At 58.1% G+C, this 14,322-nt stretch carries 10 protein-coding genes and 1 other RNA gene; 8 read left to right on the top strand and 3 right to left on the bottom strand.

Annotated features, from left to right (window positions below; all coding sequences use genetic code 11):
• Nucleotide 1: 1 nt before the first annotated feature.
• The 7 genes from smc (at nucleotide 2) to recR (ending at nucleotide 10,833) form a co-directional block, all read left to right on the top strand.
• The gene (smc, locus tag NTD86_RS17265) at nucleotides 2-3,490 is read left to right on the top strand and encodes a chromosome segregation protein SMC (RefSeq protein WP_262203963.1); all 3,489 of its coding nucleotides are present in this window, start codon (nucleotides 2-4) and stop codon (nucleotides 3,488-3,490) included.
• Between the two features lie 258 nt (nucleotides 3,491-3,748).
• Nucleotides 3,749-4,624: a cell division protein ZipA gene (gene zipA, locus NTD86_RS17260; protein WP_262203961.1), complete on the top strand. Its 876-nt coding sequence runs from the start codon at nucleotides 3,749-3,751 to the stop codon at nucleotides 4,622-4,624.
• Nucleotides 4,625-4,719: 95 nt separating this feature from the next.
• Nucleotides 4,720-7,077: an NAD-dependent DNA ligase LigA gene (gene ligA / locus NTD86_RS17255; RefSeq protein WP_262203959.1), complete on the top strand. Its 2,358-nt coding sequence runs from the start codon at nucleotides 4,720-4,722 to the stop codon at nucleotides 7,075-7,077.
• Between the two features lie 238 nt (nucleotides 7,078-7,315).
• Nucleotides 7,316-7,412: signal recognition particle sRNA small type (ffs, locus tag NTD86_RS17250), an RNA gene on the top strand.
• 225 nt (nucleotides 7,413-7,637) lie between these two features.
• The gene (dnaX, locus tag NTD86_RS17245; protein ID WP_262203958.1) at nucleotides 7,638-9,698 is read left to right on the top strand and encodes a DNA polymerase III subunit gamma/tau; all 2,061 of its coding nucleotides are present in this window, start codon (nucleotides 7,638-7,640) and stop codon (nucleotides 9,696-9,698) included.
• Between the two features lie 75 nt (nucleotides 9,699-9,773).
• Nucleotides 9,774-10,112, top strand: a complete 339-nt coding sequence (locus NTD86_RS17240) for a YbaB/EbfC family nucleoid-associated protein (RefSeq protein ID WP_262203957.1) — start codon at nucleotides 9,774-9,776, stop codon at nucleotides 10,110-10,112.
• A gap of 118 nt (nucleotides 10,113-10,230) precedes the next feature.
• Complete coding sequence (recR, locus tag NTD86_RS17235; RefSeq protein ID WP_055101314.1) at nucleotides 10,231-10,833, top strand: recombination mediator RecR; 603 nt, start codon at nucleotides 10,231-10,233, stop codon at nucleotides 10,831-10,833.
• 78 nt (nucleotides 10,834-10,911) lie between these two features.
• On the opposite strand, the gene NTD86_RS17230 is transcribed toward recR, so the two are convergent.
• Nucleotides 10,912-11,454, bottom strand: coding sequence for an adenine phosphoribosyltransferase (locus NTD86_RS17230; protein WP_262203956.1), 543 nt, complete (start codon nucleotides 11,452-11,454; stop codon nucleotides 10,912-10,914).
• A 56-nt stretch (nucleotides 11,455-11,510) separates the two neighbouring features.
• Nucleotides 11,511-12,245 carry a fumarate/nitrate reduction transcriptional regulator Fnr gene (gene fnr, locus NTD86_RS17225; RefSeq protein ID WP_262203955.1) on the bottom strand — a complete coding sequence of 245 codons (735 nt, stop codon included), beginning with the start codon at nucleotides 12,243-12,245 and terminating at the stop codon, nucleotides 11,511-11,513.
• A gap of 150 nt (nucleotides 12,246-12,395) precedes the next feature.
• Between fnr and NTD86_RS17220 the strand changes: the two genes are divergently transcribed.
• On the top strand, nucleotides 12,396-12,881 hold the full coding sequence (locus tag NTD86_RS17220; protein ID WP_262203953.1) for a hypothetical protein: 486 nt from the start codon (nucleotides 12,396-12,398) through the stop codon (nucleotides 12,879-12,881).
• Nucleotides 12,882-12,887: 6 nt separating this feature from the next.
• Here NTD86_RS17220 and hemN read toward each other — a convergent pair whose 3' ends face one another.
• Nucleotides 12,888-14,270 carry an oxygen-independent coproporphyrinogen III oxidase gene (hemN, locus tag NTD86_RS17215; RefSeq protein ID WP_262203951.1) on the bottom strand — a complete coding sequence of 461 codons (1,383 nt, stop codon included), beginning with the start codon at nucleotides 14,268-14,270 and terminating at the stop codon, nucleotides 12,888-12,890.
• Nucleotides 14,271-14,322: the final 52 nt, after the last annotated feature.

Raw genomic sequence — 14,322 nt, 5'->3', positions numbered from 1 at the left:
CGTGCGGCTCAAGTGCATCAAGCTGGCGGGCTTCAAGTCCTTCGTTGACCCGACTACGGTCAACTTCCCGAGCAATATGGCGGCCGTGGTCGGCCCCAACGGTTGCGGCAAGTCCAACATCATTGACGCCGTGCGCTGGGTAATGGGCGAAAGTTCGGCCAAGAACTTGCGCGGCGAGTCAATGACCGACGTCATCTTCAACGGCTCTACCAGCCGCAAACCCGTGAGTCAGGCCAGTATCGAGCTGGTATTCGATAACTCCGACGGCACGCTGCTGGGCGAGTACGCCGCTTACGCCGAAATATCGATCCGCCGTAAGGTGACGCGCGACAGCCAGACCACGTATTACCTCAACGGCACCAAATGCCGTCGTCGTGACATTACGGATATTTTCCTGGGCACCGGCCTGGGGCCGCGCAGTTACTCGATCATTGAACAGGGCATGATCTCGAAGCTGATCGAATCCAAGCCCGAAGACCTGCGAAACTTTATCGAAGAAGCGGCGGGCATCTCCAAGTACAAGGAGCGTCGCCGAGAGACCGAAAACCGGATTCGCCGCACCCACGAAAACCTGGCACGCCTGACCGACTTGCGTGAGGAGCTTGGGCGTCAGCTTGAGCGTTTGCATCGTCAGGCCCAGGCCGCCGAGAAATATCAGGAATACAAGGCCGAAGAGCGTCAGCTCAAGGCCCAGCTGTCGGCGTTGCGCTGGCAGGACCTGAACGAGCAGGTGGGGCAGCGTGAACTGGTCATCGGCAACCAGGAGGTCAGCTTTGAGGCCTTGGTTGCCGAGCAGCGTAACGCGGATGCCAGCATTGAGCGCCTGCGCGACGGGCATCACGACCTGTCAGAGCGCTTCAACCTGGTGCAGGGACGCTTCTATTCGGTGGGCGGCGACATCGCTCGCGTCGAGCAAAGCATTCAGCACGGCCAGCAGCGTTTGCGTCAGTTGCAGGACGATCTGCGTGAGGCCGAGCGCTCGCGCCTCGAAACCGAATCGCACCTGGGGCACGACCGCACGATGCTGGCGACCTTGGGTGAAGAACTCGACATGCTGGTACCTGAGCAGGAGATGACCAGCGCCGCCGCCGAAGAGTCGGCCGCTGCGCTCGAAGAATCCGAAGTCACCATGCATGCCTGGCAAGAGCAATGGGATGCCTTCAACCTGCGCTCAGCCGAGCCGCAGCGGCAATCTGAAGTGCTTCAAGCGCGTATTCAGCAGCTCGAAACCAGCATGGAACGCGTGGCCGAACGTCAGCGACGTTTGGCCGAAGAGCGCGCCTTGTTGGCCGCCGACCCTGAAGACGCGGCGATCCTTGAGCTGAGCGAGTTGCTGGCGACCAGTGAGTTGACGCAAGAAGAGTTACAGGGCAGCGAAGAACAGGTTATCGAGCGTCTTGAGCAAGTGCGCCATGACTTGCAGCAAGCTACACAGAACCAGCAGCAGGCGCAGGGCGAATTGCAGCGGCTGAACGGTCGTCTGGCCTCCCTCGAAGCGTTGCAGCAGGCCGCGCTGGACCCCGGTGTTGGGGCTGGTGAATGGCTGCGTGAACAGCAATTGGCTGAGCGCCCACGTCTGGCAGAAGGTCTGCGGGTCGACGCAGGTTGGGAACTGGCAGTCGAAACCGTGTTGGGCGCGGACTTGCAAGCGGTCCTGGTGGATGATTTTGCCCAGATTGACCTGGCGGGGTTTAGCCAAGGTGACCTGCGTTTGTTCAGTGCCGACGCCCAGGCGAGTCGCATGGCGGGCAGCTTGCTGGAAAAAGTCCAGGCCGACTTTGACCTTTCCCCTTGGCTGGGGCAGGTCAAGCCGGTTGAAACCCTTGAACAAGCATTGGCAGCGCGCGCACAACTGCTCGACGGTCAAAGCCTGATCAGCCGTGATGGCTATTGGGTAGGGCGCAACTTTTTACGTGTACGTCGTGCCAGCGAAGCCGAAAGCGGCGTACTGGCCCGAGGTCAGGAAATCCAGCGCCTGGGTCATGAGCGCGACGAGCGTGAAGCCACGCTGGCAAGCCTTGAAGAGCAACTGCAACGCTTGCGAGAGCAGCAAGTCGCCCAAGAAGACGCGCGTGAGCAGGTGCGCCGCCGCTTGCAGGACGAAGCCCGTCAACAGGGTGAGATCAAAGCCAAGCTGTCTGCGAGCAAAGCCAAGGTCGAGCAATTGACCTTGCGCCGTCGACGTCTTGATGAAGAGCTGGCCGAACTGAGCGAGCAGCGGGCCCTGGAGCATGAGCACGTCGGCGAGGCGCGCCTGCACTTGCAGGAAGCGCTGGACGCCATGGCCACTGACACGGAACAGCGTGAGTTGCTGCTGGCGCAGCGCGACAGCCTGCGCGAGCGTCTGGACCAGGTGCGTCAGGAGGCACGTCAGCACAAGGATCACGCCCATCAACTGGCCGTACGCCTGGGCTCGCTCAGGGCCCAGCATGACTCCACCCGTCAGGCGCTCGAGCGTCTGGAACTGCAGTCTGAACGGCTTGCCGAAAAGCGCGAGCAGCTCACCCTTAATCTGGAAGAGAGCGAGGCTCCACTCGAGGAGTTGCGCCTCAAACTTGAAGAGTTGCTCGACAAGCGCCTGACGGTCGATGAGGAGCTTAAAGTTGCGCAACTCGCGCTCGAAGACGCTGACCGTGAACTGCGGGACGCCGAAAAACGCCGTAACCAGGCTGAGCAACAGTCCCAACTGATCCGTGGCCAACTTGAACAACAGCGCATGGAATGGCAAGCCCTGACGGTGCGTCGTACGGCCCTGCAAGATCAATTACTGGCTGACGGTTATGACTTACACGGTGTATTGGCAACATTAAGTAATGAACTTACTGAACAGCAAGCAGAAGAAGAACTGGAGCGAATTGCTGCGCGTATTCAACGTCTGGGCGCGATTAACCTCGCGGCAATTGATGAATACCAGCAACAGTCCGAGCGCAAGCGTTATCTGGATGCCCAGGATGCCGATCTGGTCGAAGCGCTGGAGACGCTGGAAAACGTTATTCGCAAGATTGATAAAGAAACCCGGAGCCGCTTCAAAGACACCTTTGATCAGATAAATGGTGGATTACAGGCACTTTTTCCAAAAGTTTTCGGTGGCGGCAGCGCTTATTTGGAACTGACGGGCGAAGATTTACTCGATACAGGGGTAACGATCATGGCGAGGCCGCCGGGTAAGAAGAACAGCACGATTCATTTGCTGTCCGGTGGCGAGAAGGCATTGACGGCTTTGGCGTTGGTGTTTGCTATTTTCAAACTCAACCCGGCGCCGTTCTGCATGCTCGACGAAGTCGATGCACCGCTTGATGACGCAAACGTGGGGCGCTATGCACGGTTGGTTAAAGAGATGTCGCAGACCGTGCAGTTCATCTATATCACGCACAACAAAATCGCCATGGAGATGGCTGATCAGTTGATGGGGGTGACGATGCATGAGCCCGGTTGTTCACGTCTTGTTGCGGTTGATGTTGAGGAAGCAATGGCAATGGTCGATGCATGAGCTATAAGCAAGTAGGGATAAAATTTTCTTCACGTAAGAAAATCCCTAAGGATTTGACCGATGAGGCTTGTAGGTCAGTGGCTACATAGGCCTAACTCAAGGTGACAGACGGTGTAAAGTTATCTTTGGTCGTGTTAATTTAGCGTCTAATTTTTTTGTACGTGGAAAAACGTCATTCAGAACATAGAGTTGGCGCCACGTTTTAAAGGGCTTTAGGCTCTTCTTCATAGAATCATTTTTTTAGGGGCACGGGATTACATGGAAATCGGTCTGCGCGAGTGGCTGATAGTCATCGGCATAGTGGTCATCGCCGGTATTCTTTTTGATGGCTGGCGCCGTATGCGTGGCGGCAAAGGGAAACTCAAGTTTCGTCTTGATCGCAGTTTTTCCAATGTGCCTGACGACGAAAACAGCGCTGAGCTGTTAGGCCCGTCGCGGGTTCTGGACACACCGACTCACAAAGAGCCTCAGCTCGATGAGCAGGACCTGCCGTCCGTGAGCATGCCGCCCCGCGAGAAGTCCTCCAAGCGCGGCAAGCGCGCGAGCGAGCCGAGCCAAGGAGACTTGAACCTCAATCTCGATCTTGATGATGACGGTCCAAGCTTCAGCGCGCGCGACGATGATGCCCCTGTTGAAACCAAGCCTCGCGGGCGTCAGGCGCCGGCGGTTGCGGCAGTCGAAAGCAAGGAGCCTGCACAGGCCGCTGAAGAAGTGCTGGTCATCAGTGTGATCAGCCGCGACCCAGCCGGCTTCAAAGGCCCTGCGCTGCTGCAGAACATCCTTGAAAGTGGGCTGCGCTTCGGCGAAATGGATATTTTCCACCGCCACGAAAGCATGGCCGGTAATGGCGAAGTGCTCTTCTCGATGGCTAATGCCGTGAAGCCAGGCGTCTTCGATCTGGACGACATTGATCTGTTCAGCACGCCAGCCGTGAGCTTCTTCCTGGGCTTGCCGGGGCCGCGACATCCCAAGCAGGCGTTTGACGTGATGGTGGCGGCTGCCCGCAAGCTGTCCCAGGAGCTCAACGGCGAGCTCAAGGATGATCAGCGCAGTGTGCTGACCGCTCAGACCATTGAGCACTACCGCCAGCGCATCGTTGAATTTGAACGTCGCGCCCTGACACAAAAACGCTGAAACGGTGGGGGCAACGTACTTGCTCCCGCTGAGTGTTAAATGAATCAACACATGAGCAGCCTCGGCTGCTCATTTGCTTTGTGAGAGAACACCCCATGACCGCCGCCAATACCCGAATTCTAGAGCTGCGCGCTGAACTGGATCAGCATAATTACCGCTACCACGTACTCGACGAGCCGAGCATCCCGGACGCCGAGTACGACCGTCTGTTTCGCGAACTCAAGGCGCTGGAAGCGGAGCATCCTGAACTGGTGACCCCGGATTCGCCCACCCAGCGTGTGGGCAGTGCGGCCTTGTCTGCCTTCACTCAAGTGCGTCACGAAGTGCCGATGTTGAGCCTGGGCAACGCCTTTGATGAAACAGACATGCGTGAGTTCGACCGTCGTGTCAGTGAAGGCCTGGACTTGCCGGCGGGCGACCTGTTTGGCGGTGGTGCTGAAGTTGAATACAGCTGCGAGCCCAAGCTGGATGGCCTGGCAGTCAGTTTGTTGTATCAGGACGGTGTGCTGGTGCGTGGCGCGACCCGTGGTGATGGCACCACAGGTGAAGACATCAGCGTCAACGTGCGCACCGTGCGCAACATTCCGCTCAAATTGCAGGGCAGTGGTTGGCCGTCGGTCCTGGAAGTGCGTGGTGAAGTGTTTATGTCCAAGGCGGGGTTCGATCGCCTCAATGAAGCGCAGATGGCGGTGGGCGGCAAGACCTTTGCCAACCCGCGTAACGCGGCGGCGGGCAGCTTGCGTCAGTTGGATTCGAAAATCACTGCCAGCCGTCCGTTGGAATTTTGCTGTTACGGTCTGGGGCAGGTTTCCGAAGAGTTTGCCGACACGCACATTGGCAACCTCAAGCAGTTGCAGCAGTGGGGCATGCCCATCAGTCACGAGTTGAAACTGGCCAAAGGCATTGCCGAGTGCCTGGATTACTACCGTGACATTGGTGAGCGTCGTGCCTCATTGGCCTATGAAATCGATGGCGTAGTGTTCAAGGTCAACAGCCTGGCCTCGCAACGCGAATTGGGTTTTCGTGCCCGCGAGCCGCGCTGGGCAATCGCCCATAAATTTCCGGCGATGGAAGAACTGACCGAATTGCTGGATGTTGAATTCCAGGTCGGCCGTACCGGCGCAGTCACCCCAGTGGCACGCTTGAAGCCGGTCAAGGTGGCGGGCGTGACCGTATCCAATGCCACGTTGCACAACATGGACGAAGTGGCACGCTTGGGCCTGATGATTGGCGACACCGTGATCGTGCGTCGTGCCGGTGATGTGATCCCCCAGGTGGTGCAAGTGGTGCTCGAGCGGCGCCCCGACAATGCACGCCCGGTACATATTCCGGAAAACTGCCCGGTGTGCGGCTCCCACGTCGAGCGCACGCAATTGATCAAGCGCAGCAAGGGCCGCGAAACCATCAGCGAAGGTGCGGTGTACCGCTGCGTCGGGCGGTTGGCCTGCGGTGCGCAATTGAAGCAGGCGATTATCCATTTCGTCTCGCGCCGCGCCATGGACATTGAAGGTCTTGGTGAAAAGAGCGTCGAGCAATTGGTTGATGAGGGGTTGGTAAGCTCCCCGGCCGATCTGTACACCCTGTCTTTCGAGCAAATTGTCGATCTGGAAGGCTTTGCCGAATTGTCGAGCAACAACCTGCTATCAGCCATTGCCCAGAGCAAGCGTCCGACATTGGCACGTTTTATCTACGCCTTGGGCATTCCTGATGTAGGCGAGGAGACAGCCAAGGTGTTGGCGCGCTCATTGGGCTCTCTGGAGCGCGTACAGAGCGCTTTGCCGCAAGTGCTGACGTACTTGCCGGATGTAGGGCTGGAAGTGGCTCACGAGATCCATAGCTTCTTCAGCGACGAGCACAACCGGCAAGTGATTGCTCAATTGCTCGAGCGTGGCCTGCAATTGCAGGATCAAGGCGAGTTGGCAGCCGAGTTTGCAGCTAGCGCGACCTTGGGCGGGTTGATCGACAAGCTGCACATCCCGTTTGTCGGGCCGGGCGGGGCGCAAAAACTGGCGGACAAATTTGACACCCTCGAGCGTGTGATCAACGCCGACTGGTTGGACATGCGTCAGGCCTTGCCTGAAAAGCAAGCCAAGGCCGTGCGCGACTTCTTTGACAACCCGGGCAATGCGCGTTTGGCGCTGGACGTTGAAGCACAGCTACGCGCCTTCGGTATGCACTGGCAGAGCGAGAAGAAAACCGTAGAAGGCTTGCCGTTGGCTGGGCAGACCTGGGTACTGACCGGCTCGCTGGAATTGATGAGCCGCGACGTGGCCAAAGAAAAACTGGAAAGCCTGGGTGCCAAAGTTTCGGGTTCTGTGTCCGGCAAAACCCATTGCGTCGTGGCAGGGCCGGGGGCGGGCTCCAAATTGACCAAGGCCAATGAGCTGGGTCTCAAGGTGCTGGACGAAGAAGCCTTTGTGGCGTTCCTCAAAGAGCAGGGCATCAGCCTCTAAAGGCAGCAAAAACTGTAGTCGCTGGCGCGGGTTGCGAAGGGGGGCGCAGCAAACCGTTCCCTTGAAGCCTGCGCGGCTTCATTGCAGCCTTCGGCAACGACTACTGAGCCAAATGTGTGCCCGAATCCAAGTGCTTGACCCCATTCATTTTTTTATTCTTGCACCAGCGGTTGTAAGTTTTCCTCAGATAGGTACAATGGCGCCGTTCGCTGCTAGGCGAATGTTGTTATGGTGACCCTATCGGTCCCTCCGCAACGATTACCCGTGAACCTGGTCAGAGCCGGAAGGCAGCAGCCACAGCGGGAACATTGTGTGCCGGGGTGTGGCTGGTGGGGTTGCCTCCATTTTAAAAATCCTCAATTCGCAGGGTTTTTAGTCCAGAAACTACATCTTCTGCTCTTATATCTCTCGACTGCCGATTGCTCTGTCGACGTTTTTTCACGTCTGCCCGAAATGCCCGACCATGGGCGCCTGAGCAGTTAAAAGCGCACACCGGATGCAATTTTGCCCCTGCTCCGCTAGCATTAGCCCCCTCCGCTTTTCTTACGCGACGGTTATCAATGAGTTATCAGGTTCTTGCACGTAAATGGCGTCCGCGCTCGTTCCGCGAAATGGTCGGCCAGACCCATGTGCTCAAGGCTCTGATCAACGCTCTGGACAGTCAGCGCCTGCACCATGCCTATCTGTTTACCGGTACGCGCGGCGTCGGCAAGACCACTATTGCGCGGATCATCGCCAAATGCCTGAACTGTGAAACAGGTATCACCTCGACACCGTGTGGGGCGTGTTCGGTGTGCCGCGAGATCGATGAGGGGCGGTTTGTCGACCTGATCGAGATCGACGCCGCGAGCCGGACCAAGGTCGAGGACACGCGCGAGCTGCTCGACAACGTGCAGTACGCCCCGAGTCGCGGGCGCTTCAAGGTCTACCTGATCGACGAAGTGCACATGCTTTCCAGCCATTCCTTCAATGCGCTGTTGAAAACCCTCGAAGAGCCGCCGCCCTACGTCAAATTCATTTTGGCGACCACCGATCCGCAAAAACTGCCGGCGACGATTCTGTCTCGCTGCCTTCAGTTCTCGCTTAAAAACATGACGCCGGAACGTGTAGTCGAGCATTTGACCCATGTGTTGAGTGTCGAAAACGTGCCGTTCGAAGACGATGCGCTGTGGCTGCTGGGCCGCGCCGCTGACGGTTCGATGCGTGACGCCATGAGCTTGACTGATCAGGCAATTGCCTTCGGTGAAGGCAAGGTGCTTGCCACTGACGTACGGGCGATGCTCGGTACGCTGGATCACGGTCAGGTGTTTGATCTGCTGCATGCCTTGATCCAGGGCGATGCGCGGGCACTGCTGGAAGCCGTGCGGCATTTGGCTGAGCAAGGGCCGGACTGGAACGGCGTGCTCTCCGAGATCCTTAACGTTTTCCACCGCGTGGCGATTGCCCAGGCGTTGCCTGAAGGCGTCGACAACGGTCACGGCGACCGCGACCGAGTGCTGGCGCTGGCGCAAGCGATGCCTGCCGAAGACGTGCAGTTTTATTACCAGATGGGCCTGATCGGTCGGCGCGATCTGCCGCTGGCACCCGACCCGCGTGGCGGCTTTGAGATGGTCTTGCTGAGGATGCTGGCGTTCCGACCGGCAGACACCGGCGATGCGCCGAGTCAGCCGCTAAAGCCAGTGGGGATCAGCCAGGCCACAGTTGATTCCGCTCAATCCGTGGCGGGCCAGACCGCTGTTGCGCCAATCGTTGCGCCCCGTGCTGAGCCTGTCCAGGTTCCGGTCGCACCGGTCGTGGCTCCTGCGCCAGAAGTGGTGGCGCCTGTAGCGGCTCCTGAAGCGCCGCCTGTCGCCGAAATCGACTTGCCCTGGAATGATCGACCGGCGCCGGTAATCGACGACGAGATCAAGCCAGAACCCGTGCTTGAGACCGTCAGTGAGCAGCCGGATTTACCGCCCATGCCGCTGCCGACCCCGGACAGCGTGGTGCCGGACGCGCCGGAGTGGGTTGCCGCGCCGATCCAGGAACCAACCGCCGAACAGGTTGATGCTGCGGTGCCTGGTATGGACCGTGACGACGAACCGCCCCTGGACGAAGACTACATCGAACCGGACATGGATTCGGCGGCCTATAGTTACTTGGACGAGTTGGCCAGCGAGCATGCGTTCGAGCCACAACCCGAGCCTGAGCCGTTACCGGCGTCAATGCCGGCCACTGGCCTGGCCCTTGAATGGCTGAACATGTTCCCCCAACTACCGGTATCGGGCATGACGGCGAGCATTGGCGCCAACTGCACCTTGATTGCTGTTGACGGTGATGACTGGCTGCTGCACCTGGACCCGGCCCATAGCGCTCTGTTTAACTCGACCCAGCAGCGTCGCCTGAATGATGCGTTGAACCAGTTTCATCAGCGCACACTCAAAGTGACCATTGAGTTGGTACGCCCAGAGCAGGAAACTCCGGCCCAGGCGGCATCGCGCTTGCGGGCCGAACGCCAGCGCCTGGCTGAAGAGTCGATCTACGCAGACCCGTTGGTCCAGCAAATGATGGAACAGTTCGGAGCAGCCGTGCGAGACGATACGATTCAACCTGTCGACGTTGTGCAGGCTCAGGCTTCGTAACGCCGGATAAAACTTACAGCCCGCAGTCATGATGAGTGCGGGTGCATTGTGCAAATAACGTTTGAGGTGATTCCCATGATGAAAGGTGGCATGGCCGGCCTGATGAAGCAGGCGCAGCAGATGCAGGAAAAAATGGCCAAGATGCAGGAAGAACTGGCCAATGCTGAAGTCACCGGTAAGGCAGGTGGCGACATGGTGACTGTGGTCATGACCGGCCGTCATGACGTCAAGCGCGTAAACATTGACCCAAGCCTGCTCGAAGGCGTGAGCGACGATGACCGCGAAGTCCTGGAAGACTTGTTCGCCGCAGCCGTTAACGACGCTGTGCGCAAGATCGAAGCCAACAGCCAGGACAAAATGTCCGGCGTAACCGCTGGCATGCAACTGCCACCGGGCATGAAGCTGCCGTTCTAAGGCGCTCACCCATGCCGGGCCATGTGCCCGGCATTTTTTTGCCTGGTCGGCTGGTATTTGACGCTGGCCCGGCCCGCGGGTATAAACCGCCTCTCGTTGTTTTGTCGGACCTTTCTCTATGAGCTTCAGCCCCCTTATTCGCCAACTGATCGATGCCTTGCGCACGTTGCCGGGTGTCGGTCAAAAGACCGCGCAGCGCATGGCCCTGCAATTGCTTGAGCGTGATCGCAGTGGCGGTTCGCGACTGGCGCTAGCCTTGAGTCAGGCGATGGATGGCGTGGGTCATTGCCGCCTGTGCAGGACCCTGACCGAAGATGACCTGTGCCCGCAATGCGCCGATGTGCGTCGCGATGACACCTTGCTCTGTGTGGTTGAAGGGCCGATGGATGTCTACGCCATCGAGCAGACCGGCTATCGCGGGCGCTACTTTGTGCTCAAGGGCCATTTATCGCCGCTCGATGGCCTGGGGCCGGAAGCAATCGGGATTCCGCAGTTGATGACCCGAATTGCCGAGCAGGGCACTTTCAAGGAAGTGATTCTGGCGACCAACCCGACGGTAGAAGGTGAAGCCACCGCGCATTACATAGCGCAATTGCTCAACAGCAAAGGTCTGATTGCTTCACGCATCGCCCACGGTGTGCCGTTGGGCGGCGAGCTGGAATTGGTTGACGGTGGCACCCTGGCGCATTCGTTTGCCGGACGTAAACCAATCGCTTTGTGATGGCAAACACCCTGTAGGAACGGCCTGGGCTGCGATCTGTAAAGATCGCAGCCTTCGTACCTCGACAGCTCCTGCGGGTTATTCGGTCAACGAAAATTCAGTCAGGCAAAACGTCGGCACACCCACTTCATGCAAACGCGTTGAGCCGCCCAATTCGGGCAGGTCAATAATCGACGCGGCTTCAAACACCTGTGCGCCCATACGGCGTACCAGGTTGACTGCAGCGACCAGCGTACCGCCAGTGGCGATCAAGTCATCGACCAGCAATAACGAATCACCTTCGCACAAGCTGTCGGCATGCACCTCCAGAAACGCTTGGCCGTATTCTGTCTGGTAGCCTTCAGCCAGCACGTCGGCGGGTAACTTGCCTTGCTTGCGAAACAGAATGAGCGGTTTGTTGAGTTGGTGTGCAAGCACCGAGCCGATCAGAAAGCCACGCGCGTCCATGGCGCCGATGTGGCTGAAATCCACTTCGACGTAACGTTCGATAAAGGCGTCGGCGAGTACTCGCATGGCCCGGGGGGACTGGTAAAGCGGGGTGATGTCGCGAAAGATCACGCCGGGCTTGGGGAAATCAAGCACCGGGCGGATCAGGGCTTTGAGGCTGAAGTCGTTGACCATGGGGCGCGTTTCCTGGCGAGCTTCGGAGCCGCCAGTATAGCCCTCATGCGGGGTGTTTAGGCTTCCAGCGAACCGCCAGCCAATGCGCAGAGCTTGATCGGGTCAAGGATGTGCACTTCTTTGCCTTCGGCGGTGATGAGTTGGTTTTCTTGCAGGCGGGTAAACACGCGGGAGACTGTTTCTACGGCCAGGCCCAGGTAGTTACCGATTTCGTTGCGCGACATGCTCAGGCGGAACTGATTGGCCGAGAAGCCGCGAGCACGGAACCGCGCCGACAGGTTGACCAGGAACGTCGCGATGCGTTCGTCTGCGGTCTTTTTCGACAGCAGCAACATCATTTGCTGATCGTCGCGAATCTCGCGGCTCATGATGCGCATCAGTTGGCGGCGCAATTGCGGCAATTGGACCGACAGTTCGTCCAGGCGCTCGAAAGGAATTTCGCACACAGGCGTGGTTTCCAGGGCTTGGGCGGACACTGGGTAGGTTTCGGTGTCCATGCCCGACAAGCCGACCAGCTCGCTTGGCAAGTGAAAACCGGTAATTTGTTCTTCGCCGCTGTCACTCAGGCTGAATGTTTTAAGCGCCCCGGAGCGGACGGCATAAACCGAGCCGAAGGTGTCGCCTTGGCGAAACAGGAATTCGCCCTTTTTCAACGGGCGACCACGTTTGACGATTTCTTCCAACGCATCCATGTCTTCCAAATTCAACGAAAGTGGTAAGCAGAGTGGAGCAAGACTGCAGTCCTTGCAGTGAGCCTGGCTGTGAGCGCGCACTTTTACTGGCTCGGACATTTCTTAAATCCTTGTAGGAAAACACACATAAGATGCAAGGGTAACCCAGCGAGGTAAGTGAGGCCAGCGCGCACCGGAGACGCAATCGGCCTCAAGTCATTAATCAAGCGGTCGATACAGGGGGAACAGCTATGAAGGATGATTGACTCCATGTCGTCGATAAGTGCGATCAGCTTGGCTCAAAGTGGCATGCCGGCCAGTATTGAACCGGCTAAAAACACTCAAGCAGCCTCCTCGAAAAGCCAGCAATCGGCGCCGGACAAAGAGGACGCGCCGCCTGCCCAAGGTGTCAAAGTCACTATCTCCGGGGCGGCCATGAAAGCGGCTCGCGCCGAAAAGAGTGAATACAGCGATATTGAAGACAGTGGTCTACCGGAATCCATCCAGAACATTTTGAAGATGATCCGCGAGCTCAAGAAAAAGATCGCTGAGCAAATGGCCAAGCTGCAAGCGGTCATGACCAACCGTAGTCTCAGCCCGGAGCAGGCCAGGTCACAGGCCAGGGCTTTGCAATCGGAACTGGCAAGTCTGAACGCGGCATTGACCACGGCCAGCAACAGTTTGAACAAAGCCATGAAGGACGCGGCATTGAGCAGCGATAGCGTGATCAAGGCTACGTCCCTGGCCATGAAGTGAGCACGTTCAAATAACCCGTGAAAAGCGTTGTCGGGTTTGCTGGGCCAGATAGGCATCGAACACCATGCACACCGAACGCACCAGCAGCCGCCCGGCGGGCAAAACCGTCAATTGCTCATTGTCCAATGCAATCAGACCATCTTCGGCCATCGTCTTGAGTGCCGGCCACTGCGCTGAAAAATACCCTCTGAAATCGATATTGAACGCCTGCTCTATGCGCGCGAATGGCAAGTGCAAGTTGCAGATGATGTGCTGAATGACCTCGCGGCGGATGCGATCGTCCAGATTGCACAGCAAGCCCCGGCTCGTGGCCAGTTGCTCACTGGCCAGGGTGTGCTGGTATTTGGTGATGTCGCCGTTGTTCTGGCAATACAGCTCGCCGATCTGGCTGATGGCTGACACGCCCAGGCCAATCAGGTCGCAATGGCCGTGGGTGGTGTAGCCCTGAAAGTTGCGTTGCAACCTGGATTCTTCCTGGGCAATTGCCAGCTCATCATCGGGCAATGCAAAATGATCCATGCCGATATAGCGATACCCGGCGCCGGTCAGTTGCTCAATGGTGTGTTCGAGCATGTGCAGTTTATCGGCGGGCGAGGGCAGGTCGCTGGGGTTAATGCGTCGCTGCGGCTTGAATCGGTCCGGCAAGTGCGCGTAGTTGAACACCGATAAACGATCCGGTTGCAGGTTGATCACTTCCTCGACCGTGCGGGCGAAACCCAGCGGAGTTTGCTTGGGCAACCCGTAGATGAGATCGATGTTGATCGAGCGAAACTGCAGGGTACGTGCGGCATCAATCACTGCACGGGTTTCGTCCAGGCTCTGCAGGCGGTTGACGGCACGTTGCACTGCCGGATCGAGGTCTTGCAGGCCAATACTGACGCGGTTGAACCCCAGTTCGCGCAGCAGGCCCATCGTCGACCAGTCAGCTTCGCGCGGGTCGATTTCAATACCGTAATCCCCCGAGTCGCCATCCAGCAGGTTGAAATGCTCGCGCAACTGGCCCATGAGTTGGCGCAATTCATCGTGGCTCAAAAAGGTCGGGGTGCCGCCGCCAAAATGCAGTTGCTCGACGGTTTGCCCGGGGTCGAGGTGGCAGGCGACCAGGCCGATTTCCTGTTCCAGTCGCTTCAAGTAAGGCTGGGCGCGACCACGATCTTTAGTGATGACCTTGTTGCATGCGCAGTAGTAGCAAATGTTTGCGCAAAACGGCACATGCACGTAGAGCGACAGTGGGCGCAGGGCTTTGCGACTCTCACGCAGGGCGTGCAGAAAGTCGAATGGACTGATCTGCTCATGAAACTGCATCGCCGTGGGGTACGAGGTATAACGTGGCCCGGCGAGGTCGTATCGACGAATCAAATCGGAGTCCCAACGAATGGCGTCGAGCATGCGGGCATTCCCCTGGGCTGGCTGGCAATGCTCAGGAGTCTATGGGCTGCGA

The organism is Pseudomonas sp. 7P_10.2_Bac1, assembly GCF_025465935.1.
In the GTDB taxonomy this organism is placed as follows: Bacteria; Pseudomonadota; Gammaproteobacteria; order Pseudomonadales; family Pseudomonadaceae; genus Aquipseudomonas.
This window is presented reverse-complemented; position numbering and strand designations above follow the sequence as displayed.